Below are 23,670 nucleotides of genomic sequence, written 5' to 3'. Positions count from 1 at the left end.
AAGCCCATGGCAACGACCACACCAGCCGGTGTGCGGGCTCATGCCAAGCACGGGGGAGGCTCCCACGGCTCCTCCGGCGACGCTCCGATGACACACCGCCAGATCATGGAGGCCCTCACCGGCCTGCTGCTCGGCATGTTCGTCGCGATCCTGTCGTCGACGATCGTCTCCAACGCCCTGCCCCGGATCATCGGCGACCTCGGTGGCGGCCAGAGCGCCTACACCTGGGTCGTGACCGCGTCCCTGCTGACGATGACCGCCACCACCCCGCTGTGGGGCAAGCTCGCGGACCTGTTCTCCAAGAAGCTGCTCATCCAGATCGCGCTGGTCGTCTTCGTCCTGGGGTCGGCCGCGGCGGGCATGTCGCAGAACCCCGGCATGCTGATCACCTTCCGCGCCGTCCAGGGCATCGGCATGGGCGGTCTGTCCGCCCTGGCCCAGATCATCATGGCGGCGATGATCTCGCCGCGTGAGCGCGGCCGGTACAACGGCTACCTGGGCGCCGTCTTCGCCACCGCGATGGTCGGCGGACCGCTGGTCGGCGGTGTCATCACCGACACCGACTGGCTCGGCTGGCGCTGGTGCTTCTACGTCGGCGTCCCCTTCGCCGTGATCGCCCTGATCGTGCTGCAGAAGACCCTGCACCTGCCCGTGGTCAAGCGGAAGGTCAAGGTCGACTGGGCCGGCGCCTTCTTCATCACCGCGGCCGTCTGCCTGCTGCTCATCTGGGTGACCTTCGCCGGTGACAAGTACGACTGGGTCTCCTGGCAGACCTACGCCATGGTGGGCGGCTCCGTCGCGCTGCTGGCGCTGTTCGTCCTGGTCGAGGCCAAGGCGAGCGAGCCGATCATCCCGCTGCGGCTGTTCCGCAACCGCACCATCACGCTGGCCTCGCTGGCCTCGCTGTTCGTCGGTGTCGCGATGTTCGCCGGGACCGTCTTCTTCAGCCAGTACTTCCAGCTGGCCCGGGACAAGTCGCCGACGATGTCCGGCGTCATGACCATCCCGATGATCGCGGGCCTGTTCGTCTCCTCCACCGTCTCCGGCCAGATCATCACCCGCACCGGCCGCTGGAAGGGCTGGCTGCTCGCCGGCGGCGTGCTGGTGACGGCCGGACTCGGGCTGCTGGGCACCATCCGCTACGACACCGAGTACTGGCACATAGCGATCTTCATGGCGCTGATGGGCCTCGGCATCGGCATGATGATGCAGAACCTGGTGCTGTGCACGCAGAACCAGGTGGAGGCGGGCGACCTGGGCGCCGCCAGCTCCACGGTGACCTTCTTCCGGTCCCTGGGCGGTGCCGTGGGCGTCTCGGCGCTGGGCGCCGTGCTCGGCAACAAGATCACCGACTACGTCAAGGACGGCCTGGCCGGACTCGGCGCCAAGGGCGAGGCCCTCGGCCACGCCGGTACGGGCGGCGGCGGCATCCCGGACCTGGACACCATGCCCGCGCCGATCCGCACGGTCGTCGAGAGCGCCTACGGCCACGGTGTCGCGGACGTGTTCCTCTACTCGGCCCCGATGGCGCTGCTCGCCCTGCTGGTGTCGCTGTTCATCAAGGAGGTCCCGCTGAAGACCAAGGGCGCCCTCGCCCAGGCCGCGGAGTCCCGGACGCCCGCCGGGGCTCCCGCCGAAGCCGCCGCCGAGCCCGTCGCCACGGACAAGGCCGCGCCCTCCTGGGCCGCGACCGGGACCGCCGACGGGACCGGACCGGAGGAGACGCAGCGGCTCGCCGCCGTGGCGACCGCGGCCCGGCCCGAGCAGCCCGCGCCGGGCGGGGGCGGGGTGCCGGTGCGCGGCTTCGTGCGCGGGAACGAGTCCGCGCCCGTCCCGCAGGCGGCCGTCACCCTCATCTCGCTGGCCGGACGCCAGCTGGGCCGGTCGGTGGCGCAGGCCGACGGCTCCTACGCGCTGGACGCCCCGGGCACCGGGTCGTACGTGCTGATCGCCTCGGCCGACGGCTACCAGCCGCAGGCCTCCACGATCGTGGTGAACGGCGAGCCGGTCGCCTACGACGTCCTGCTCAGCGGCACCAGCGGGCTGACCGGCCTGGTGCGCGCCGCGGAGAGCGGGCAGCCGGTCCGGGGCGCCATGGTCATCGTGACCGACGTGCGCGGCGACCTGCTGGCCACCCGGGCCGCCGACGAGCAGGGCGAGTTCTCCTTCGCCGAGCTGGTGCCGGGAGCGGTGACCGTGGCGGTCAACGCCGCCGGGTACCGGCCGCGCGCCCTGCCCGTCGAGGTGGGCGGCGCCGGGATCACCCGCGTCGAGGTCGACCTGGAGGCCGGCGCCCGGGTGCAGGGCGTCGTCCGCGCCCCGCACGGCCCGCTGGCCGACGCCCGGGTGACGCTGGTCGACCAGGCGGGCAACGTCGTCGGCTCGGCCACGACCGGGCCGGACGGGGCGTACGCCTTCACCGACCTGGACGGAGGCGAGTACACCGTGATCGCCACGGGCTACCCCCCGGTGGCCACCGCCCTGACGGTGACCGGCGCCGGCACCGACGCCCACGACATCGACCTCGCCCACCCCGGCGAGTAGCAGACCCCGGCCCGTGGCGGGCGGGCGCGCTCCGAGCGGAGGTGCGCCCCCTGCCGCGGGCCGGTCTCATTCCGAGGAGTTGTACGAGATGGGACTGACCGCGAGGATCCGCACCCGGGACGGATGGGCCGTGTCGCACGCGGTCGTCACGGTGGCGGACGCGACCGGCGCGCAGGTGCTGCGGGCCGAGGCCGACGCGGAGGGCGCCGTCCGGGACGCGACACCGCTGCGGCCGGGGGCGTACACGGTGATCGTCACGGCCGTCGGGTACGCGCCCGCCGCGTCCAGTGTGATCGTCACGGCGAGCGGGCGGGCCGAGGCCGGCACCGTGACGCTGGCCCGCCAGGGCGGCACCGAGCTGCCGCCGCCCGGGCCGTGGACCGTCGACCCAGTGCACTCCAGCGTGGCCGCGGTGGCCCGGCACCTGGGCATCTCCAGCGTGCACGGCCGGTTCACGGAGTTCACCGGCGCGATCGAGATCGCCCCGGGCGACGTCACCGCGTCCCGGGTGGAGGCGGTGATCCGGGCCGCGTCCGTCGACACCGGCAACGGCATGCGCGACGGGCACCTGAGGTCGCCCGACTTCCTGGACGTCGAGCGCTTCCCGGAGATCACCTTCCGGTCCACGGGCCTGACGGCCGCCGGGGCCGACCGGTGGACCGTCCACGGCGAGCTGGGCATGCGCGGCGTCGTCCGGCCGGTCGACCTCGACCTGGCCTACCTCGGCACGGGCCCGGACCCGTGGGGCGGCACCCGCGCGGCGTTCCGCGCCACGACCGAACTGCGGCGCGAGGACTTCGCGATGAACTACAACCAGGTCCTCCAGGCGGGCATCGCCGCCATCGGCACGACCCTCAGGGTGGAGCTGGACATCCAGGCCGTGCAGGGCGGGTCACTGCCGGCGGTCTGAGCCCGGGGCGGACACCTTCGCCACCAACTGGCCGCACAGGTCCCGCAGTTTGACGTTGCGGTCCTGTGAGGCCCGGCGCAGCCGCTCCAGCGCGGTGCGCGCGTCGAGGCGCTCGCGGGCCATGAGGATGCCGATCGCCTGGTCGATGACGCTGCGGGAGAGCAGCGCGGTGCGCACGTCGGCCGCGGACTGGCGGCGCCGCTCGATGGCCAGCGCCACGTTGATCGCCTCCCCGGCGCGGGCGGCGAAGGCCCGGGCCGCCTCCCGGCCCGGGCCGAGCTCCCCCGTCCCGGCGCCGTAGTAGTTGATCGCCGCGCCCGTCTCGCCCTCCACGGCGACGGGCACCGCCAGCACGCAGCGGACACCCACGGACAGCGCGTAGCCGGTGTACGCCGGCCAGCGGGTCTCCGCCGCCAGGTCCGGGGCGTACTGCTCGCCGCCCGTCTCGGCGGCGTCCACGCAGGGCCCGGCACCGTACTCGTACTGGCGCAGGTCCAGGCCGCTCGGCATGCCGTCGCTGCCCGCCAGGGTGAGCAGCCGGCCCGCCCGGCGCACCGTGACGCTGCACGCGACGGCCCCCGGCACCTCCTGGACCGCGCGGTCGGTCAAATCGCGCAGCAGGGTGTCGAGACCACTGCTGCGCACCATCGCCTGGTCCAGCGTGCCGGACGTCTCGGAGCTCATGGCGTACGGGTATCCCGTCGCCCGGCGAACACGCCCGCGGACAAGCGGGCGCCTCTCAGGGCCCGTTGTGGATGTCGACGATCCGGCGGGCGATGTCGCGCAGCTTCACGTTCTCCCGCTGGGAGGCCCGCACCAGGCTCTCGAAGGCCGCGGCCGCGTCGATGCCCTGGCGCTCCATGAGGATGCCGGTGGCCTGGCCGATGAGGTCCCGGGTGTGCATGGCCTCGGTCAGCTGCTCGCGCACGGTCGCGGAGTCCAGGGCGATGCTGACGTGCGCGGTGAACAGCCGGCCGATGCGCGTGGCGTCCTCGTCGAAGGCGCCCGGCTTGCGCGCGTAGGCGGTGAGCACGGTCAGCCTGCGGCGGTCGGCGCGCAGCCGCAGCGACAGCGCCGAGCGCAGGCCCAGCGCCGCCAGCACGTCCCCGCCGTCGTCGGCCTCGCTGTCCGTTATCGACGCCACCGGGCCGTCCCACATCCGGTCCCAGAGGCCGTGCTGCCCGTCGCCGGTCCGCCCGGCCTCGGCCGAGCGGACCACGTCGTCGGTCCAGGCGAGCGTGCGCGGCGCGGTGCCGCGCTCGATCTCGCAGATCCCGGCGTGTTCGGCCCCGGGCAGGATGTCCACCGCCAGGCGGGCGGCCGTGCGCAGGGTGCTGTCCGGTGTGAGGGTTTCGTGCAGTTGCTGAGAAGCCGCCGTCAGCGCTTCGGCCAGCTCGAAGCCAGCCGGAAAACGGGGCAAACCAGGAAACTCGGACGCAGCCACCACGAACCTCTTCGGCATGCACGGCCATGGCCGTGCGCAGGAGAGCTCCGCAGCACATTCCCGACTGCGAGCACAGGACGGACAGCACTCTAACCGTTCGGTTGCCTCGAAGTGACGCCCGGCCGACGGCGGCCGGGCCTGGGCCGCTTCCGTCCTCGCCGCCCGGCGTGATGAAATGGCCGCGGGTCAGGAAGCGGCCTTACCGGTACCCGGACGAACGTCTGTCAGGTGATCGCCGTGACCTTCTTCCCGAATCCCACAGAGCCGCACGACCTGCCCGGCCGCGTCCATCTCACGATGCCGCCGGAGATCGACTTCTGCACCGCCGGGAAGCTGCTCCCGCACATCATGTCCGCGGTCCGGGACCGCGGTGACCGGCTGAAGGTCCTCGTGCTGGACCTGACCACGACCTCCTTCATGGACTCCCAGGGCATCCGCCTGATCAACGAGGTGCGGCACGGCCTGCGTCCCGGCGCCCGGGTGCGCCTGGTGGCCCGCCCGGAGGGCATCGCGAGCCGGGTGCTGGAGCTGACCGGGATGCGCCGGGACGTGCCCGTGTACGACAACCTCGCCGAGGCCCTGGCGACGTAGGCTGCCGGGCATGGCACGGAACATCGCGACGAACACCCGCGTCTCCCTGGACGAGTTGCTCGCCTTCGTACGCCCCCGCCACCACGCGATCCTGCTCACCCGCAGGGGTGACGGCAGCCCTCAGGGCTCACCGCTCACCTGCGGGGTGGACGACTCGGGTCGGATCGTGGTGTCGACCTACCCGGAGCGGGCCAAGACCCGCAACGCCAAGCGGGACCCGCGCGTGAGCCTGATCGTGCTCAGCGACGACTGGAACGGTCCCTGGGTGCAGATCGACGGCACCGCCGAGGTGGTCGACGCGCCCGACTCCGTCGAACCGCTCGTGGAGTACTACCGCAACATCTCCGGGGAGCACCCGGACTGGGACGAGTACCGCGCGGCCATGGTCGAGCAGGGCAAGTCGATCATCCGGATCACCCCGCAGCGATGGGGGCCGGTGGCCACCGGCGGGTTCCCGGCGCGGCTCGTCGAGGGGGAGTAGGGCCGCAGGGCCTCACACGCGGCCGACCGTCGCCTCGATCCCGGCGATCAGCAGTTCCAGCGCGAAGTCGAAGTCGCGCTCCAGCATCTCGGCGACGGTGTCGCCGCCGCGCGCCGCCATGATCTCCTGGGACTCCCGGACGACCTCGGCGGCCTGCGGGGCGGCCCGCACCGCGGTCAGGGCCTCCTGGAAGTACTCGTCCACCGTCAGGCCGCCGGCCGCGGCCCGCGCGGCGAGATGGCCCTCCAGGGTGCCGTAGCCGTAGACGAACTGGAAGACGGCGGAGATCGTGCTGGTCATGCGCTGCGCGGGCAGCCCGGTCCGGCGCACCACGCGCTGGACCACCCGGGAGAACGCCAGGCTGTTGGGGCCGATGTTGAGGTAGGCGCCGACCAGCGGGGACACCCAGCGGTGGCGCACCAGCAGCGTCCGGTACTCGTGGGCCAGCGCCCGCACCTGCGCGCGCCAGTCCTCCCCGGCGTCCGGGTCGGGCAGCCGCATCTCGCCCATGGCCTCGTCCAGGGCGAGTTCGAGGAGGTCGTCCTTGGTGTCGACGTACCAGTAGACGGACATCGCGGTGACGTTCAGCTCGGCGGCCAGGCGCCGCATCGAGAACCCGGCCAGGCCCTCCGCGTCCAGCAGCCGCACGCTGGCCTCGACGACGCGCGCCCGGTCCAGCCCCGAGGGCTGCCCGCCGCCGCGCCGCCGGTCCGCCTTGCCCTCCAGCCAGACGCTGGTCCGCGGCCTGTCCTGCCGGGCCGTCCTCACCATCGCGCACCTTCCTCGATCCTCGCAACGCGGCTCGTGCCGGCCGCGTTCGCCCTCCGCCGGTCCCGGGGACCGGGTCCGGCGGACGGCCCCGCCGCGACCGGCCGCGGCGGACCCGCATCCGCACGACGCCGGCCGGCGCCGGGCCCTCAGGCGGCTTGTGCCCGCTCCGCCCGCCGCAGCAACGCCGCCGCGACCAGTCCGCCCGCCAGGACGGCGACCGCCCCCACCAGCTGACTGGTCTCCAGACCGGCGGCGAACGCATCCGAGATGCGGGCCTTCTCCTCGGCCGAGTCCGCCGCCGCCAGCGCCGCCGGGAGCGAGGCGGCGGACACCGCGACGAGCGAGGCGAAGCGGGAGTTGAGCACCGCTCCGAGGACGGCGACGCCCAGGCCGTTGCCGAACTCCGCGAGCGTGCCGTTGATCCCCGCTCCCACGCCCGCCTTCTCGGGCGGGATCACCCCCATGATCGCGTTGGCCATCGCGGGCATCGACAGGGCCACGCCCGCGCCCATGACCACCAGCCCGAGCAGCATCCCGCCGTACCCGTGCCCGCCGAGCAGCGCGATCGCCGCGAGTCCCGCCGACACCAGGGTCATGCCGAGCGCGATCGCGGCCGGCGTGCCCGCCTTGAGCACCAGCTTCGCCCCGACGCCGGTGAAGTTGAGCGCCACGACCGTCAGCGCCAGCGGCGCGGTCCGCAGCCCCGCGTCCAGCGGCTCGTAGCCGAGGACGAACTGCAGGTGCTGGGTGAGCAGGAACAGCGAACCCGTCATGCCGAACGCCACGAGGACAGCGCCCGCGACCGCGCCGACGAACCGCCGGTCGCGGAAGAAGTGCATGTCGAGCATCGGGTGCTCGATGCGCAGTTCCCACAGCACGAACAGGCCGAGGACGGCCAGGCCGACGAGCGCGGGCAGGAGCACCCGGGCCGAGGTCCAGCCGTGCTCGGGGCCGGTGATGATGGCGTAGACGGCGGCCGTCATGCCGACGGTCGACAGCACCGCTCCGAGCAGGTCGGGCCGGTCACCGGCCTTGTGCTTCGACTCCGGCACCAGCGCGGCGACCGCGGCCAGGCCGAGCAGGGCGACCGGGATGTTGACGATGAAGATCGCGCCCCACCAGAAGTGGTCGAGCATCACCCCGCCGATCAGCGGACCGGCCGCGAAGCCGAGCGAACTGACCGTCGACCACAGCGCGATGGCCTTCACCCGCTCCTGGTCGTCGAAGATCTGCACGACCACGGCGAGCGTGGTGGTCATCAGCAGGGCGCCGCCGACGCCCATGCCCGCGCGGGCCGCGATGAGCTGGCCCGGGCTCTGGGACAGCCCGGCGGCGAGCGAGCCCACGCCGAAGATCGCCAAGCCCGACATCAGCATCAGCTTGCGGCCGTAGCGGTCCGCGGAGTTGCCCGCGGTGAGCAGCAGACCGGACTGCACCAGCGAGTAGGCGTTGATCATCCACTGGACGTCGGCGGTCGAGGCGCCCATCTCGCGGGTCAGCGAGGGGATCGCCACGTTGAGGATCGTGTTGTCGAGCAGCACGGTGAGCTGCGCGAGGCAGATGACACCGAGGATCAGCCAGCGCTGGGGGTGGCCGGAGCGCGCCGCCTGCGGCGGGGCCGTTTCCTGGGGGGACGTCGTCATGCTGTACACCGTAGAACAGCTCCCTTACGGCGTACAACGAACGTTCGCCGGGGCCGCCGGGGGGCGGCGGTTTCCGGCCACCCCCCGGCCGCCCCACGGCTCCCCGGCGACCCGTCCGCCACGGGTCGGCCGGTCGCCGCCTCACGCGTTCAGCCGGCCGCCTCGCGCGTGAGGTCGTAGAAGGTGGACGAACCCACGGTGACCTTCGTGAAGTTGGCCTCGACCCAGGACGTGATCTGCACGGAGGTGCCGTTGCCGCCCCCCATGCCGCCGCCAGGCCCGGAGGCGATGAAGTAGTGGATCCTCCCGTCGGCCACGTACTGCTGGAACCGGGCGAGGGTCGGGGACGGGTCGCTGCCGTTGAAGCCGCCGACGGCCATCACCGGTTCACCGGTGGCCAGCTGGTAACTCGCCGCGTTCTGGGCGCCGACGGCGGCCGCGGCCCAGGTGTACCGGCCGGCGTCGGCCGTGAGCAGCTTCTTCGCCCGTTCGCTCACGGACGCGCCCCCGAGCAGACCGCCGAGGCCCCCGCCGCCCGCGAACGGGCCGGTCCGTCCCGGCGGCTGCCCGCCCTGCGGGCCGCCGCCCTGCCCCGGCATGCCACCGGGGAAGCCCCCGCCGGGCAGTCCCTGGGGGGCGCCCGCGCCGTCGCGCTGGTTCGGGCCGCCGCCCGGGAGGCCGAAAGCGCCGGGGTCGAACCCAGCGGGGGGAGCGCCGTCGCCGCCCGGGAAGCCCCGGCCGCCGGCCACCGCGGGGCCGGCCGTGACGATGGACCCCGAGTGCCCCTCGTCCACCGTGGTCAGCGTGTACGCCGCCGGCCCCGCCAGCGCCGCGGCGAGGCCCAGCCCGGCCGCGGCCCCCGCGAGCCGCCGGACCGGCCGGCCGGCGAAGACCAGCCCCAGGGCGGCCGTCAGACCCCCGACGAGCACGCACCACTTCAGCCACGGCAGATAGCCGGAGGAGCGGTGGAGCAGGACGTACCCCCAGGCCGCCGTCGCCGCCGTCGCGCCGGCCAGGACCAGGGACGCCCACGCCCGGTCCCGCCGCTCCCAGAGCAGCACCGCCCCCATGCCGGTCAGCGCGGCCACGTAGGGGGCCAGGGCCACCGTGTAGTACTCGTGGAAGATGCCCTGCATGTAGCTGAAGACCAGCATGGTGGTGATCAGGGCACCGCCCCAGACGAGGAACGCGCCGCGGGTCGCGGAGGTGCGCCGGGCCCTGCGCGTGGCCACCAGCGCGGCCGTCAGCAGCAGCAGCGCGGCCGGGATCAGCCAGGAGACCTGCCCGCCGAGGGAGGAGCCGAACAACCGGTCCCAGCCGGTCTCGCCCCAGGCCCCGCCAGGGCCGCCGGCCCCTCCGCCGCCGACGCTGCCGGTCTCGTCGCCGTTGAGCCGGCCGAAGCCGTTGTAGCCGAAGGTCAGTTCCAGGAAGCTGTTGTTCTGCGAGCCGCCGATGTACGGGCGGGAGGAGGCGGGCCACAGCTCGACGATCGCCACCCACCAGCCGCCGGAGACCAGGATCGCGGCCAGGCCCGCGGCGAGCTGCCCGATCCGCCGCTTCACCGGCACCGGCGCGCAGACGCCGTACACCAGGGCGAGCGGCGGCAGGATCAGGAACGCCTGGAGGGTCTTGGCGAGGAACGCGAACCCGATCGCCGCGCCGGCCCACACCAGCCACCGGGTCCGGCCGTCCTCCAGCGCCCGCAGGACGAAGAAGCAGGCCAGCGCCATCAGCAGGGCCAGCATCGCGTCCGGGTTGTTGAAGCGGAACATCAGCGCCGCGACCGGGGTGAGGGCGAGCACCGCGCCCGCGATCAGCCCGGCCGCGGGGGCGAACCGGCGGCGGACCGCCGCGTACACGACGGCGACCGTGCCGACGCCCATCAGCACCTCGGGGACGAGGATCGCCCAGGAGCTCAGCCCGAAGAGCCGCACGGACAGAGCCATCGGCCACAGCGCGGCCGGGGGCTTGTCGACGGTGATGGCGTTCGCCGCGTCCAGCGAGCCGAAGAAGAAGGCCTTCCAGGACTGGCTGCCGGCCTGGACGGCCGCCGAGTAGAAGGAGTTGGCGTAGCCGGAGGCGCTCAGGTTCCACAGGTAGAGCAGGGCGGTGGCGAGCAGCAGCGCGAGGAAGGCGGGCCGGGCCCAGCGGGGGTCCTCGGGCCGTCCGCGCCAGAGGCGGCGGGGCAGGGACCTGAGGGGTGGGGCGGAAGCGGGCGCGGAGGCCGGGGGCCGGTCCCCGCTGCCGGACGGTGTGCCGGTGGCCGGCTGGTGGGCGTGGACGGTCATCGAAGGTCCCCCGGGTCGGTGTCGTGCGGGTGAGCCGGCCGCAGGGGCGGGCCGGAGTGCTGGTCGTCGTGGGCCGGCTCCAGGAGCCGGCCGGAGTGCTGGTCGTCGTGGGCCGGCTCCAGGAGCCGGCCGGAGTGCTGGTCGTCGTACGGCTGCCGGGTCGGGCGCCCCGGGAGGGGGCCGTCCGAGGGGGCCGGCGGCGCTGGGGCCGCGGCCGGCTGCGGGGGAGCGTCCGGGCGCCGGTCGGGGAAGACCCACGCCCGGAAGAGCAGGAAGCGCAGCACCGTCGCGGCCAGGTTGGCGGCGACGAGGACCGCCAGTTCGGTGGAGTGCGCGGGCGCGGAGGTGGCCGCGTCGAGCGCGGCGAGCGAACCGCTGGTGAGGACGAGTCCGATGCCGAACACCACCAGCCCCTGCGCCTGGTGGCGCACGACCCCGCCGCGCCCCCGCACCCCGAAGGTGAGCCGCCGGTTGGCCGCGGTGTTGGCCACCGCGGAGACCAGCAGGGCCAGGGCGTTGGCGGTCTGGGAGCCCGTGAGGACCCGGAAGCCGCTGTAGAGCAGCAGGTAGAACAGGGTGGAGAGGGCACCGACCACGCAGAACCCGACGAGCTGACGGGCCAGCCCGTGCGGCACGTCCTCGATCTCGCGGTCGCGCGGGTCGTCGCCGAACGGCCGGGCCAGCCGGTCCAGCGGCAGCGCGCCGGTGGCCAGGGCCCTGCCGACCCGCCACACGCCCTTCAGGTCGTCGGTCGCCGTCCGGACGAGGTGCACGCTCGAGTCGGGGTCGTCGACCCAGTCGACCGGCACCTCGTGGATGCGCAGCCCGGCGCGCTCGGCGAGGACCAGCATCTCGGTGTCGAAGAACCAGCCGGTGTCCTCGATCAGCGGCAGCAGAAGCTGCGCCACGTCACGGCGGATGGCCTTGAACCCGCACTGGGCGTCGGAGAAGCGTGCGTGCAGGGAGCCGCGCAGGATGAGGTTGTAGGCCCGGCTGATGAACTCCCGCTTCGGCCCGCGCACCACGCGGGAGGTGCGGGCCAGCCGGGAGCCGATCGCCAGGTCGGAATGGCCGGAGATCAGCGGCGCCACCAGCGGGAGCAGGGCGTTGAGGTCGGTGGACAGGTCCACGTCCATGTAGGCGAGGACGGGGGCGTCCGAGGCCGACCAGACGGCCCGCAGGGCCCGGCCGCGGCCCTTCTGCTCCAGCCGGACGCTGCCGACCTCGGGGATCTCCGCCGCCAGGCGGGCGGCGACCCGGGGGGTGGTGTCGGTGGAGGCGTTGTCCGCGATCGTGATGCGGAACGGGTAGGGGAAGGTGCGGGCGAGGTGCGCGTGCAGCCGGCGGACGCACGGCTGGAGGTCCCTCTCCTCGTTGTGGACGGGGACCACCACGTCCAGGACCGGCGTGCCTGCCGGTGCGGCGGGGAGGTGCTCCCGCGCCGGCAGGGTCCCGGGGGAAGTGTCGGTTCGCATGGGACCGACTGTCGTCAGGCGCCCTGTCGCAGCCGTGTGGTGAGGCTGTGGCCCACCTGTGAGTGAGTTCGCTCGCCCGGATCGTGACGGGGCTGCTCTTCCCGGCCGTGGTGGGGCGGCTCCTCCCCGTCTCGGTGCGGCGGGTGCGCCGGGGCAGGATGCGCCGGGGCAAGGTGGGGCGAGGCGGGCAGGCGCAGGGTGAACACGGTCCGCCCCGGCACGCTGCCGACGGTCACGGCACCGCCGTGCGCGGCCGCCACGGCCTGGACGATGGCGAGGCCGAGCCCCGTCGAGCCGGTCGCCCGGGACCGGGCGGAGTCCCCACGGGCGAACCGCTCGAAGACGTGCGGCAGCAACCGCGCCGGAATGCCCGGCCCGTCGTCCTCCACGTCCACGCACAGCCACGGGCCGTCCCGCCGGACCCGGGCCGTGACGGTCGTGCCGGGCGGCGTGTGGGTACGGGCGTTGCCCAGGAGGTTGACCAGGAGCTGCTGGAGCCGGGCCGCGTCCGCCGCGACGGGCACGGGCTCGTCGGGCAGGTCGAGCCGCCAGGTGTGGTCCTGACCGGCCGCTCGGGCGTCGCTGACGGTGTCGACGACGAGCGGCACGAGGTCGGTCGGCTCGCACCGCAGCGGCCGTCCGGCGTCCAGGCGCGCGAGCAGCAGCAGGTCTTCGACCAGCAGGGTCATCCGGCCGGCCTCGGACTCGATCCGCCCGAGGGCGTGCCGGGTGTCGGGCCCGACCTGTTCGCGTCCGCGCCGGGTGAGCTCGGCGTACCCGCGGATGGAGGCGAGGGGGGTGCGCAGTTCGTGGCTGGCGTCGGCGACGAACTGCCGGACCCGCGTCTCACTGCGCTGCCGTGCGTGCAGCGCGGCGTGCACGTGGTCGAGCATCCGGTTCAGCGCGGCCCCGACCTGCCCCACCTCGGTGCGCGGATCGGTCTCGGAGTCGGGCACCCGCTCACGGAGATTCACCTCGCCGCTGTGCAGGGGCAGTTCCGACACGCGGGTGGCGGTGGCGGCGACCCGGCGCAGGGGGCGGGTGGCGACGCCGATGAGCACGGACCCGGCGATGGCCGCGGCGACCAGTCCGGAACCGGTGAGGCTGACCTCGACGAGGATCAGCGTGTTCACGGTGGCGTCGGCCGACGCCGTGGGCAGGGCGACGTAGTAGCCGCCCCCGCCCGCGCCGGGGGCGTACTGCACGCGGTACTCGCCCAGGCCGGGGACGTCGACCGTGTGGACGCCCTCGGCCGGCACCGCGGCGAGGGCGCTCTTCTGCTCCGCGGTCAGGCCGACGGCCGAGTTCCGCTCGAAGGGGCCGTCGTCGACGGCCTGTTCGGCCAACGCCGCCCGGGTGATCGTGCCGTCGGCGGCGACCCCGGCGGCGATGGTCCCCGGCTGCGCCGGCCCCCGGACGAAGCCCGTGATCCGGTCCGCTTCCGTCAGCTCGGGGCCGCCGTCCATCAGAACGGGTTTCAAGGGCGCCGACAGACGCTTGCCCGCGTCCTCGACCTGCCCGTCCAGCTGCTCGTACAGATGGGACCTGAGCGCGAGGGTCGTCACGGTGCCGATCACCGCGCACACAGCGGCGATCAGCACCACGGACGCGACGACGAGCCGTGTCCGCAGCGTGCGCGGCCGGCCCGCCCACCGGACCGCCCGTCGGCCGGCCTGTTCGCGCCCCCCGCGCGGCCGCCGCCGTCCGCTCACGATGCCGCGGGCTTGATCAGGTAACCCGCGCCGCGCCGCGTGTGGATCATCGGCTCGCGCCCGGCGTCGATCTTCCGCCGCAGGTAGGAGATGTACAGCTCGACGACGTTGGCCTGCCCGCCGAAGTCGTACGACCAGACCCGGTCGAGGATCTGGGCCTTGCTGAGCACGCGCCGCGGATTGCGCATCAGGAAGCGCAGCAGCTCGAACTCGGTCGCGGTGAGATGGATGCCGTCCCCGCCCCGGGTCACCTCGTGGCTGTCCTCGTCCAGGGTCAGGTCCCCCACGACCAGTACGGACTCGGACCGCCGGTCGGCCGCGCCGGAGCGCCGGATCAGCCCCCGCAGGCGTGCGACGACCTCCTCCAGGCTGAACGGCTTGGTGACGTAGTCGTCGCCGCCCGCGGTGAGGCCGGCGATCCGGTCCTCCACCGCGTCCCTGGCGGTCAGGAACAGCACCGGCACGTCCGGCAGCTCCCGCCGCAGCCGCCCGAGGACGGACAGCCCGTCCATGTCGGGCAGCATCATGTCGAGCACGACGGCGTCGGGCCGGAAGGCGCGGGCGGCCCGCACGGCGCCCATGCCGTCACCGGCGCTGCGGATCTGCCAGCCCTCGTAGCGCAGCGCCATGGACAGCAGCTCGGTGATCGACATCTCGTCGTCCACCACCAGCACGCGGACGGGGCTCCCGTCCGGCCTCAGCAGTTCGGTGCGCCCCTGGGGCGAGGTCGTGGTCATGGGAACACGATGTCGGCGGGCTCTGAGAGCGCCCTTTCGCGCGTCTGTGATTTGCCTGAGAACCACACAGGCACTTCTCAGGGAACTCCTGGGAACCGGCCCGCCCTCAGAAGAGCCCGTCCTGCACCCCGGTGTCCTCCTTGAACCGCCGGACCGGCAGCTCCCGTTCACCCCCCTGGGCGGGGCCCAGCTCCCACCCGGTCATCAGCCGCGTGTCGAGCACGACGACACCGCTCCCGGTGTCCAGGTGCAGATCGGGCCCGGCGGCGGCGACCAGCTCCCCGCCGACCGCACCGCCCGCGACCAGCTCACGCACCTCCCCCACGGCGGTGTCGAGCCCTGCCAGCCCGAACACGCCCGCGTGATCGACGACCCGCAGCGGCTCCCGCGCCAGCGACTCCGGCCACGCCGGCAGCGCCACGGCCCGCCCGTGCAGCTCCGTGATCTCCCCGGCCCGCTCCGCCTCGGTCCCGGGCAGCGCCGAGCGCACGGCCCGCTTGTCGGCGTACGGGATCCGGTCGGGCACCCGCAGGGCGGCCCGCAGCAGCTCCTCGGTGCGCCGGGCGGCCATCAGCGGACCGGTCCCGAGCCAGCTGAAGCAGACGGCACCCTGCTCCAGCAGCCGGGCGGATCCCCGCTCTTCGGCGGTGATGCCGACCTTGGCCATGCCGGGCCCGAACCACGCCAGGTAGACGCGGTAGGGCCGGGGGTCGTCGGCCAGGGTGTCCGCCGCCACGGAATGGGCCCGGTCCAGCCGCGCGCACTCCTCGCACCGGGCTCCCGTACTGCGCCCCGGTACGGCCGCGGCGGCCGGACACGGATGCCCCCGCGCCCCCGTACACGTCCGTACGCCCCCCTCCGCGACCCCGAAGGCCACCCGCTTCCCCCGGGTCAGCGCGCTGCGCCGCCCGCCGGACCACATCAGCACGGGACCGTCCGCCGACCACCGCAGCCCCGAGCACTTCCATGCCTGTGCCATCACCGCCGAGCGTAGGGGCCCCCACTGACAGCGCTGCCCGCGGCCGACGCTACGGGTCCGGGTCGACGGTACGGGTCCGGACCGGGGAGCCGGGTCCGGGTCCGGACCGGGGAGCCGGGTCCGGGTCGGCAGGCCGGGTCCGGGTCCGGGCCCGGGGGCAGGCTCGGGGAGGGCCGGACCGGCATGCGGCTTCGGGGCAGCCCGGCTGGATCAGCGTGCGGCTTCGGACAGGGGGCGCCGGATCAGCTTGCGGTGTCGGTGCCCGCCGCGCCCACCAGGGCCGTCTCCGGTTCCGCCGGGCCGCGCCCCGCGGGCACCGCTCCGGTCTCCCGCCCGGCATGCTCCACGCGCCGCCGCCCCCGACCGGCCAGCCGGCACCCGAGGCAGTCCGCGTGCCCGCCCGGCGCCGCCGAGTCCCGCACCCGCCACGCCCACTCCTCGCGGGGCCGCGCGCCCGGGCCCTTGCCCCAACCGCCGAGGTGCAGTGCCCAGGTGACCAGGAGGGCGACCACCCCGACGGCGAGCCCGGCGGAGATCAGCAGGCCCGAGCCGGTGCAGACACCCGCTCCGGCCACGGTGGCCCCGGCGCTGGCGATGCCGCATCCGACCCACCCGGCGGCCGTGTGCCCGTGGTCATACTGATGTGCGCTCACGTGCATCCTCCGATCAAGGGCTCGACCTCCGGGCAGAACCCCTCACGAGCTAAGAATTTAACAACCCAAATATCTCACGAACTAAGGGATCTGGGAATGCAAGCCAAGCCGCGTCCGGCCGCCACACCGGAGCAGGCACTGTCGGCCATGGACCAGCTCATCGCGACGCACCTGGTCGGACAGCAGGAGATCGCCCAGCAGGTGGGCCTGAGCGTGACCGACCTCACCTGCTTCGGCTACGTCATCGAGGCCGGCGACAACCACCCCACGGCGGGAGACCTGGCAGCCCGCGTCCACGTCACCACCGGCGCGGTGACGGGCATCCTGAACCGGCTCGAACGCGCCGGCTTCATCACCCGGCTCCCCGACCCGGCCGATCGTCGCCGGGTCCGCGTGGCCGCCCGGCCCGACGCGGTCGCCCGGGTGCGCGAGGTCTACGAGCCGTACTACGCCCGCCTCGGGGCGCTCTTCGCGGACTACACCCCCGACGAGATCGCCGTGCTCACGGACTGGTTCACCCGGGCCGGCTCCCTGGCCGCGACCTACTTGGAGGAGTACTGCCGCCCCAGCTGACCGAGGCGCGGGGGCACCGCACCTCCCGTGCCGCTCCGCCGCGCCGGCGGCCGGGGGCGAACCCCTTGATCCACGACCGGGCCGTGTGCCCGATCCGGGAGGCCGCGGCGCCCGCGCCAGTCGGCCACGGAGAGGCCCGGCGCAAGAGCCGCCCAGCGACGTACCGGGGACCGGGAGTTGACCCGACCCCCCCGCGGGGAAACGCCAGAGGCCCCGGATCTCTCCGGGGCCTCTGGTCTGTGTGCACTCGGCAGGATTCGAACCTGCAACCTTCTGATCCGTAGTCAGATGCTCTATCCGTTAAGCTACGAGTGCTTGTTCTGTTGTTTCGCCGCTCTCGGGCCTTTCGGCTCGCTCGCGGCGACAGGAAGAACATTACATGACTGCCGCCGCCATGTGAAATCCATTGGCCGCACCCCTTGTGACCTGCGAAAACAGCAGCGCAGGGGCACAACGACAGCGAAGCCCCGGTCAGGTGACCGGGGCTTCGTGATCAGGTGCGGAGGCGGAGGGATTTGAACCCTCGATGGGCTTTAAGACCCAAACCGCATTAGCAGTGCGGCGCCATAGACCGGACTAGGCGACGCCTCCAGCGCATCCACCCGCGCGAGCGCGAGTCGGTGCGTGCCGATGATGACACAGTCGAGCGGGGTGTCACCAATCGACCCCCACGGTACTAGGCGGGAAGGGCGCGGGGCAAAGGCGTTGTCGGGCGCGCGGGTCTCCGGGAGGGACCGGAGGGAACCGGACGGACCGGACGCGGGTCGAAGGGAACCGGACGGGGCCGGACGGGGACGGGACGTGGGCCGGACGGGGGCCCGGCCGGCGGGGAGCGGCGGGCGGGCGCAACGTCCCGGGCCGCACGGCGTTAGGCAGGGCATGTTGCGTGCCACCCCCCACCGGGCCACCGCCCGCCCCGTACTGCGGCGCCTCCTCCTCGGCGCCGCCGCCTCCGCCGCCGGCGTCGGTTCGCTGGCCGCCCTGTCCCCGGCCGCCTACGCCGGTGCCGCCGCGACCGACCCGGTCCCCCGGCAGTGGATCGACGACCTCCGGGACCGCGACCACCTCACCGTCACCGTGCGGAACGCCGGCGAGGAAGCGGACGGAACCTACGAGCTGTACTGCGGCCCCGACGGCGGCAGCCACCCCGACCCGCGCGGCGCCTGCGAGCTGCTGGAGCGGGACACGCGCTGGGGCCAGGACGTCTTCGCCCCGGCGCCGCAGGGCGGCATGTGCACCATGCAGTACGGCGGCCCGGCCACCGCGCACGTCACCGGCACCTGGGCCGGGCGCCCGGTCGACGCGACGTACGACCGCCGCGACGGCTGCGGGATCACCCGCTGGGACCGGCTCGTGCCCCTGCTGCCCGGCGTCGCCCGCTAGCCGGAGTCGTCCGGCCGGGATCGGTCCGGCCCGGCCGCATCCCCGTCCGCCGGGGACCGGCCGGGCCGCCCCGGCACGTCCCCGCGCATCCCGCCGCACCCCCGTTCGCGCCCCACCCCGCGCGCATCAGGCCAGGTCGGCCGAAACATACAGAAACGTCTTCGTCGTAAAGGTCCGGCGAAGGTCCTGCGACGTCGTCGCAGGAGGGCGGGCCCCCGCGGTCGCCCGGCCGCCGGTCCGGGGTCACTTCCCCGTGCGACGTCCCTCTCATCCGGCGTCGCGAGCGCAACCCCAGCCCTTAGACTCCCTCGCGTGACACGCCGCGGGACGGTTGGCAAGATGACCCGAGCGGTCGGCAAGGTGCGGTAACAGGGAGGAAGCGTCTCGTGAGCAGCAGGCCATCCCGAGGCGCTGCTCGCCTCGCAGCCATACTGGACGCCCTCCCCGACGCGTTGGTGCTGGTCAACGCCAACGGGACGGTGGTCAACGCCAACACCATCGCCCTTGAGGCCTTCGAGACCCCGGGCACCGCCCTGGTGGGGCGCGGGCTGCTCGACCTGCTGCCGCAGTTCGACTCCAAGCTCATCCCCGGCTCCATGCGCAGGCCCGAGCACCTCGACCCGCGGGCCCGCACCAAACCGACCCGGATGGTCGCGCGCCGGACCGACGGGACGGAGTTCCCCGTCGAGGTCACCAGTGCGAATCTCGAGAACGGCCAGCAGGCGTACGACGGTTACGGCTACACCGGTGACGAGCTGCTGATGCTCGTCGTGCGCGACCTGTCCGGGACCGTGGACACCGAGGCCGAGCTGGCCCGCTCGCAGCGGCAGACCGAGATGATCCTGCGGGCCGCCGCCGAGGGCGTCGTCGGCACCGACACCGACGGGCGGATCGTCCTCGTCAACCCGTCGGCCGCCCAGATACTGGGCTACCGGGCCAGCGATCTCGGCGGGCGCGAGCTGCACACCCTCGTGCTGCACTCGCGGGCCGACGGCTCGCCCTTCCCGTACGACGACTCGCCGCTCGCCGACACCCTGCGCTCCGGGCGCAAGCACCGGGTGCGCGGGCAGGTGCTGTACGCCAAGAACGGCGCGAAGGTGCCGGTCGACCTCACGACCGCGCCCGTGCGCGACGGCGACCAGCTCGTCGGCGCCGTCATGACCTTCACCGACCGGCGGCCCTACGACGCCGTCGTGGCGGAGAAGGAGGCGGCCGGTAAGGCCCACGCCGAGGAACTGGAGCGGCTCTCCGAGGAGCACGCCTCCGAGCTGACCGCCCTGCGCCAGCAGCACGTCACCGAGCTGGAGGAGCTGCGCGAGCGGCACGCCGAGGAACTCGCCGCGAACGAGGAGCGGTACGCCGCGCTCGGGGAGCGGGAGAAGGACCGGTTCGACGCGCTGTCCGCACGGCACGAACAGCTGCTGACCCTGCTGGGGCGGTCCCTGCGCGGCCCGCTGGAGGAGCTGCGGCGCGAACTGGCCGCGCTCGCCGCCGACGACGCGGGCCAGCTGTGGCCGGAGGCCAACCAGGTGCTGCACCACCTGTCGGCCGGCTACTCGCGCATCACGACCCTGATCGACAACGTCCTCGGCTACCAGCGGCTCGACGCCGGCAGCGAGAACATCACGCGGACGAACGTGATGCTCGACGCCGTCGTCGCCGCCGGTGTCGACGGGGCCGTCGAGCTCATCGGGCCCGGGCGGGTGCAGTTCGCCGTGCACGCCCCGCCCATCGAGGCCGAGGTCGACCCCCGGCTGCTCGCCACCGCCCTCGCCCACCTCGTGGCGGACGTGGCCGGGGTCGACGCGACCGGCAACGCGCCCGTGTCGACGGGCGGTTACATGGACAACACCGTCGTCGTGGCGGCCGCGCAGCGCGGCGAGGTCGTGCGGATCGAGGTCCGCGGACCCTACGCCGGTGGCGACACCGTGCACGAGCCGATCGTGCGCGGGATCGTCCGGGCCCACGGCGGTGTCCTGCAGACGCACGAAGTGCCGGGGATGAGCGGCAGCGCCTACGTCCTCGAAGTCCCGCTCGGCGGTGGGGCCGGGGCCGTCACCGCGCAGCCGGCGGCCGAGGCGGCGGTCGCCGTCGCAGCCGCTCCCGCGCCCGCTCCCGCGCCCGATGAGCAGCCCTCCGGGGGACGCCGACGTGCCCGGCGCGGCACGACGGACGCGTTCCTCGACGGGGACGTCCCGGCCGGTGAGGGCGAGGGCGAGGCGGGTTCCGGCGCCGAGGCCGGCGTGCCCACCGGGCGGCGCAGGAGGCGGGCGGCCGGGGAGCCGGCCGCTCTGCCCGCGCAGGCCTCCGGCGAGGGTGCCCCCTCCGGCGGTACCGGGCGGCGTCGCGGGCGGGCCGCCGAGGACGCCGGTGCGGCGGCGGTCGGCAGTGCCGTTCAGGGCGTCGCCGAGGGGGCCGTCGTGATGGCGGGGGAGCACGCGGCCGGGGCCGCGGCCTCCAACACCGGGCTGGGCGGCACCGTTCCGCCGCAGGGCGTGCCCGTGCCGTCCGGGCGGCGGGCCCGGCGTGAACCCGGCGAGCAGCACGCGCTGCCTCCGGCGCTTCCGGCGGCGCCGTCCGGGGCGGAGCAGGCTCCGGAGCAGGGCCCGCCGGACCAGGAGCAGGGTCCGGCGGAGGCGCCGCAGCCGACGGGGCGCCGGCGCAGGGCGCTGGCCGCCGCGAACGAGCGGGCCGCGGCCGCACAGGAAGCGGCGGCGGCCGGACCGCGTCCGGTGTTCGCACTGCCGCCCGCCGAGGCCGACCAGACGGCGTCGAGTACGGATGCGGAGGCGGCGCCTGCCGGTGCCGGTGGCGCCCAGGCCGCCGGGGCCGGGGCCGCTCCCGGATCCGTCCGTGGTGACGGGGGTGCCGAGCAGGGGCGGCACGACGCCGTTCCGCACGACCAGTCCGCCGATCACACGCCTCCCCAGCCGCATCCGACCAGCCAGCCGACCGGGCGCCGCCGGCGTGCCGTGGCCGCACCGCAGCCGACCGGAGTGCCCGGGGCGCCTGGGGTGCCTGGGGCACCTGGGGCGCAGGCTCCTGGCACGGCCGTGCCGGCTCCGGCCGCGCAAGGGGCAGGGCAGCAGGCCGCCGCACCCGAGGGTGCCGGGCAGCCGGAAGCCGTGCCGGGTCATCCCGGCCAGGTGGCTGCCGCGCCGGGGGGAACCGCGCCGGCGGCCGGCGTGCCTGCGGGTCCCATTGCTGCGGGTTCCGTTGCTCCGGGTGTCGTGGCACCTGGCGTCGTGGCTCCGGGTTCCGTGCCTGCCGGTGCAGTGCCTCCCGCTTCCGTGCCTCCGGGTGGCGCGCCCTCGGGTGGGGTGACGCCCGGGGCCTTGCCTCCCGGCGCCGTGCCCGCTGCCGGTGCCGCGGCTCCTGGTGCCGTGCCTCCCGGTGCCGTGCCTCCGCACACAGGGCAGGGTCTTCCCCCGCAGGGCGTTCCCCCGCAGGGCGTTCCCGCGCAGGGGTTCCCTGCTCAGCAGGGGTCCGGGGTTGTTCCGCCCGGGGCGGCCGTTCCGGCGCAGGGGGTGGCCCCGCAGGGCGACGGCGTGCCCCGGGGCAACGTCGTTCCGCCCCAGGGCAACGGCCCCCAGCCGCAGGCGACTGCCGTACCGCCGCAGGGCGTTGCCCAGCCGTACCCGAACGCCGTGCCGCCGCAGGGCGGCCCCGTGCCCGCCCAGGGCGTCCCCGTCCAGGCCGGGCTCGGGCACAGCGTGCAGGCGGTGCTGCCGGGACAGGGGGTGCAGTTGCAGGCGCAGGCGCAGCCGCTGCCCCCGCAGGCCGCACCCGCACCGGACCCGCACGTCTCGGCCGGTCAGCCGCTGCCCGCCGAGGCCACCGCCGGACAGGACCCCGGCGTCCCGGCCCAGGCGAGCCCGGCCCCAGCAGTCCCGGTGACAACGCCTTCCGCGCCGGTGACGCCCGCTCAGGGAACGCCGGTGCAAGGGAACCCCGCTCAGGGAACGCCCGCCCAGGGAACCCCTGCTCAGGGCGCCCCCGTGCCCGGCGGCCGGCCCGCCGGCGGCGGCACCTCGGGCGCCGGGGTCCCCGTGGCTCCGAACGGTGCCGCACCCAACGGCCATCCCCCGACCACCCCGCCCGGGACGACGCACCAGGCCGACACCCCCGCTCCCGGTACGCCGCTGCCGCCCCAGGGTGCCGCGCCCCGGGCCGGGGCCCAGCCGCTGCCCGCCGAGGCCGCGGCGCCCGTGGACCCCAACTCGACGCAGGGACGGGCGATCAGCGTCCGGACGCTGGGCCAGGGCGTGCCGTTCACCCGGCAGGCGGCCCAGGTCCAGCAGCCGTCGGCCGCCCACGGCACCGCGACGCCTCCCCCGCACGCGCCGGGCGGTTCGGGCCGCCGCCGCAAGCTCGGTACGCCGCCCGACCCGGCCGCGCGTGCGGAGCAGCCGGCCGGCCCGGACCAGGCAGCGCGCCCGACGGGCCGTCCGGACCAGGCCGCCCGGCCGCATCCGGCGAGCGACCCGACGCCCCCGGGCGGGATCCCCGCCGGGACGCCGGTGGCGCCGGGAGCACCGGCTCCCGCGCCCGTTCCCGCACAGCCCTCGCTCGCCGGGCAGACGCGGCTCGCGCCGATGACCGAGGGCGGCGGGCGCTCGTACGCCATAGGCGCGCCGGACGAGAACGCCGCCGAGGGGCCCGAGCCGCTGGACGGTCCCGGCGGGGCCGTCGAGGTCGCCGATCCGCCCCGGCAGCAGCCGATGGACGACGAGCTGCCGCCCGAGCCGCTGGACAATCCGCGGCGGCTGCTGGTGTGGCCCGCCCCGGACGTCAGCACGCAGCAGGCGCTGAGCGACCGCGGCTACCGGCCGGTGATCGTGAACTCGCGCGAGGAGGTCGACGCGCAGATCGCGGCGTTCCCGGCCGCGCTGTTCGTCGACCCGCTGACGGGCCCGATCACGCGGACGGCGCTGCAGTCGCTGCGGCAGGCCGCGGTGGCGGCCGAGGTGCCCGTCCTGGTGACGGCCGGGCTCGGGCAGGCGTCGCGGGACGCGGCGTACGGGGCCGATCCGGCCGTGCTGCTGAAGGCGCTGGCGCCGCGCGACAGCGAGCAGCATCCGCCGCGGGTGCTGCTCATCGAGGAGCACGCGGAGATCGCGCTGGCGCTGACGTCGACGCTGGAGCGGCGCGGGATGCAGGTCGCGCGGGCCGCGAGCGACGCGGACGCGGTGACGCTGGCGGGGCAGTTCCGGCCGAACCTGGTCGTGATGGACCTGCTGCAGGTGCACCGGCGGCAGGCCGGTTTCGCCGGGATCGTCGACTGGCTGCGGGCGAACGGGCAGCTCAACCGCACTCCGCTCGTCGTCTACACCGCCGCCGTCGACCCGGCGGACCTGCCGCGGCTGGCGTCCGGCGAGACGGTGCTGTTCCTCGCGGAGCGGTCGACCAGCAACGAGGTGCAGTCCCGGATCGTCGAACTGCTCAGCCGCATCGGCACCAATTAGCCCGACCGGGGCCGGCTCGGA

17 protein-coding genes and 2 tRNA genes are annotated in these 23,670 nt (G+C 74.8%); 7 read left to right on the top strand and 12 right to left on the bottom strand.

All coding sequences use genetic code 11. From position 1 onward, the window contains the following. Positions 1-6 precede the first annotated feature (6 nt). Both ACFYWG_RS26835 and ACFYWG_RS26830 read left to right on the top strand, forming a co-directional pair. Positions 7-2,544 (top strand): MFS transporter, encoded by a 2,538-nt coding sequence (locus ACFYWG_RS26835; RefSeq protein ID WP_383499097.1) that lies wholly within the window; start codon positions 7-9, stop codon positions 2,542-2,544. Positions 2,545-2,632: 88 nt separating this feature from the next. Then, a complete protein-coding gene (locus ACFYWG_RS26830) occupies positions 2,633-3,454 on the top strand; it encodes a YceI family protein (protein ID WP_389203947.1) in 822 nt (273 codons plus the stop codon). Here ACFYWG_RS26830 and ACFYWG_RS26825 read toward each other — a convergent pair. Together ACFYWG_RS26825 and ACFYWG_RS26820 are read right to left on the bottom strand one after the other, a co-directional pair. Beyond that, positions 3,437-4,138, bottom strand: coding sequence for a GAF and ANTAR domain-containing protein (locus ACFYWG_RS26825; protein ID WP_376325887.1), 702 nt, complete (start codon positions 4,136-4,138; stop codon positions 3,437-3,439). The two genes, ACFYWG_RS26830 and ACFYWG_RS26825, sit on opposite strands and share 18 nt — an antisense overlap. A gap of 55 nt (positions 4,139-4,193) precedes the next feature. Continuing rightward, on the bottom strand, positions 4,194-4,916 hold the full coding sequence (locus ACFYWG_RS26820) for an ANTAR domain-containing protein (RefSeq protein ID WP_383499088.1): 723 nt from the start codon (positions 4,914-4,916) through the stop codon (positions 4,194-4,196). 210 nt (positions 4,917-5,126) lie between these two features. Between ACFYWG_RS26820 and ACFYWG_RS26815 the strand changes: the two genes are divergently transcribed. Next, entirely contained in the window at positions 5,127-5,489 is a 363-nt protein-coding gene (locus ACFYWG_RS26815; protein WP_389203946.1) for an STAS domain-containing protein, read from the top strand. Positions 5,490-5,499: 10 nt separating this feature from the next. Then, the gene (locus ACFYWG_RS26810) at positions 5,500-5,970 is read left to right on the top strand and encodes a PPOX class F420-dependent oxidoreductase (protein WP_383499085.1); all 471 of its coding nucleotides are present in this window, start codon (positions 5,500-5,502) and stop codon (positions 5,968-5,970) included. A gap of 12 nt (positions 5,971-5,982) precedes the next feature. Here the strand turns inward: ACFYWG_RS26810 and ACFYWG_RS26805 are convergent, their stop codons facing one another. The 8 genes from ACFYWG_RS26805 to ACFYWG_RS26770 form a co-directional block, all read right to left on the bottom strand. Continuing rightward, complete coding sequence (locus ACFYWG_RS26805) at positions 5,983-6,741, bottom strand: TetR/AcrR family transcriptional regulator (protein WP_389203945.1); 759 nt, start codon at positions 6,739-6,741, stop codon at positions 5,983-5,985. Positions 6,742-6,887: 146 nt separating this feature from the next. Then, the gene (locus ACFYWG_RS26800) at positions 6,888-8,384 is read right to left on the bottom strand and encodes an MFS transporter (RefSeq protein WP_389203944.1); all 1,497 of its coding nucleotides are present in this window, start codon (positions 8,382-8,384) and stop codon (positions 6,888-6,890) included. A 149-nt stretch (positions 8,385-8,533) separates the two neighbouring features. Then, complete coding sequence (locus ACFYWG_RS26795) at positions 8,534-10,672, bottom strand: ArnT family glycosyltransferase (protein ID WP_389203942.1); 2,139 nt, start codon at positions 10,670-10,672, stop codon at positions 8,534-8,536. Then, positions 10,669-12,147: a glycosyltransferase gene (locus tag ACFYWG_RS26790; RefSeq protein ID WP_389203941.1), complete on the bottom strand. Its 1,479-nt coding sequence runs from the start codon at positions 12,145-12,147 to the stop codon at positions 10,669-10,671. Before ACFYWG_RS26790 ends, ACFYWG_RS26795 begins: the two co-directional genes overlap by 4 nt. Before the next feature lie 14 nt (positions 12,148-12,161). Next, positions 12,162-13,859, bottom strand: coding sequence for an ATP-binding protein (locus ACFYWG_RS26785; protein ID WP_389203940.1), 1,698 nt, complete (start codon positions 13,857-13,859; stop codon positions 12,162-12,164). Further along, positions 13,856-14,596, bottom strand: a complete 741-nt coding sequence (locus ACFYWG_RS26780; protein WP_376325874.1) for a response regulator transcription factor — start codon at positions 14,594-14,596, stop codon at positions 13,856-13,858. Before ACFYWG_RS26780 ends, ACFYWG_RS26785 begins: the two co-directional genes overlap by 4 nt. A 106-nt stretch (positions 14,597-14,702) precedes the next feature. Further along, on the bottom strand, positions 14,703-15,575 hold the full coding sequence (locus ACFYWG_RS26775; RefSeq protein ID WP_389203939.1) for a DUF2797 domain-containing protein: 873 nt from the start codon (positions 15,573-15,575) through the stop codon (positions 14,703-14,705). A gap of 242 nt (positions 15,576-15,817) precedes the next feature. Beyond that, entirely contained in the window at positions 15,818-16,228 is a 411-nt protein-coding gene (locus ACFYWG_RS26770; protein ID WP_389203938.1) for an HGxxPAAW family protein, read from the bottom strand. Between the two features lie 96 nt (positions 16,229-16,324). Between ACFYWG_RS26770 and ACFYWG_RS26765 the strand changes: the two genes are divergently transcribed. After that, complete coding sequence (locus ACFYWG_RS26765; RefSeq protein WP_383499062.1) at positions 16,325-16,801, top strand: MarR family winged helix-turn-helix transcriptional regulator; 477 nt, start codon at positions 16,325-16,327, stop codon at positions 16,799-16,801. A gap of 242 nt (positions 16,802-17,043) precedes the next feature. Here the strand turns inward: ACFYWG_RS26765 and ACFYWG_RS26760 are convergent. Beyond that, positions 17,044-17,116 (bottom strand) — tRNA-Arg (locus ACFYWG_RS26760). A 185-nt stretch (positions 17,117-17,301) separates the two neighbouring features. Next, a tRNA-Ser gene (locus ACFYWG_RS26755) sits at positions 17,302-17,392 on the bottom strand. A 288-nt stretch (positions 17,393-17,680) separates the two neighbouring features. On the opposite strand from ACFYWG_RS26755, the gene ACFYWG_RS26750 reads away from it, so the two are divergent. Continuing rightward, entirely contained in the window at positions 17,681-18,184 is a 504-nt protein-coding gene (locus tag ACFYWG_RS26750) for an SSI family serine proteinase inhibitor (RefSeq protein ID WP_383499059.1), read from the top strand. A gap of 386 nt (positions 18,185-18,570) precedes the next feature. Next, complete coding sequence (locus ACFYWG_RS26745) at positions 18,571-23,649, top strand: PAS domain-containing protein (RefSeq protein ID WP_389203937.1); 5,079 nt, start codon at positions 18,571-18,573, stop codon at positions 23,647-23,649. Positions 23,650-23,670 lie beyond the last annotated feature (21 nt).

It is taken from the genome of Streptomyces sp. NPDC003456 (assembly GCF_042878735.1).
Taxonomy (GTDB): domain Bacteria; phylum Actinomycetota; class Actinomycetes; order Streptomycetales; family Streptomycetaceae; genus Streptomyces.
This window is presented reverse-complemented; position numbering and strand designations above follow the sequence as displayed.

Bases quoted from the DNA above. Each gene is read 5' to 3' on its own strand.
- ACFYWG_RS26835 (WP_383499097.1), top strand. From the start codon at position 7: ATGGCAACGACCACACCAGCCGGTGTGCGGGCTCATGCCAAGCACGGG.
- ACFYWG_RS26830 (WP_389203947.1), top strand. From the start codon at position 2,633: ATGGGACTGACCGCGAGGATCCGCACCCGGGACGGATGGGCCGTGTCG.
- ACFYWG_RS26825 (WP_376325887.1), bottom strand. From the start codon at position 4,138: ATGAGCTCCGAGACGTCCGGCACGCTGGACCAGGCGATGGTGCGCAGC.
- ACFYWG_RS26820 (WP_383499088.1), bottom strand. From the start codon at position 4,916: ATGCCGAAGAGGTTCGTGGTGGCTGCGTCCGAGTTTCCTGGTTTGCCC.
- ACFYWG_RS26810 (WP_383499085.1), top strand. From the start codon at position 5,500: ATGGCACGGAACATCGCGACGAACACCCGCGTCTCCCTGGACGAGTTG.
- ACFYWG_RS26805 (WP_389203945.1), bottom strand. From the start codon at position 6,741: ATGGTGAGGACGGCCCGGCAGGACAGGCCGCGGACCAGCGTCTGGCTG.
- ACFYWG_RS26800 (WP_389203944.1), bottom strand. From the start codon at position 8,384: ATGACGACGTCCCCCCAGGAAACGGCCCCGCCGCAGGCGGCGCGCTCC.
- ACFYWG_RS26795 (WP_389203942.1), bottom strand. From the start codon at position 10,672: ATGACCGTCCACGCCCACCAGCCGGCCACCGGCACACCGTCCGGCAGC.
- ACFYWG_RS26790 (WP_389203941.1), bottom strand. From the start codon at position 12,147: ATGCGAACCGACACTTCCCCCGGGACCCTGCCGGCGCGGGAGCACCTC.
- ACFYWG_RS26780 (WP_376325874.1), bottom strand. From the start codon at position 14,596: ATGACCACGACCTCGCCCCAGGGGCGCACCGAACTGCTGAGGCCGGAC.
- ACFYWG_RS26775 (WP_389203939.1), bottom strand. From the start codon at position 15,575: ATGGCACAGGCATGGAAGTGCTCGGGGCTGCGGTGGTCGGCGGACGGT.
- ACFYWG_RS26765 (WP_383499062.1), top strand. From the start codon at position 16,325: ATGCAAGCCAAGCCGCGTCCGGCCGCCACACCGGAGCAGGCACTGTCG.
- ACFYWG_RS26750 (WP_383499059.1), top strand. From the start codon at position 17,681: ATGTTGCGTGCCACCCCCCACCGGGCCACCGCCCGCCCCGTACTGCGG.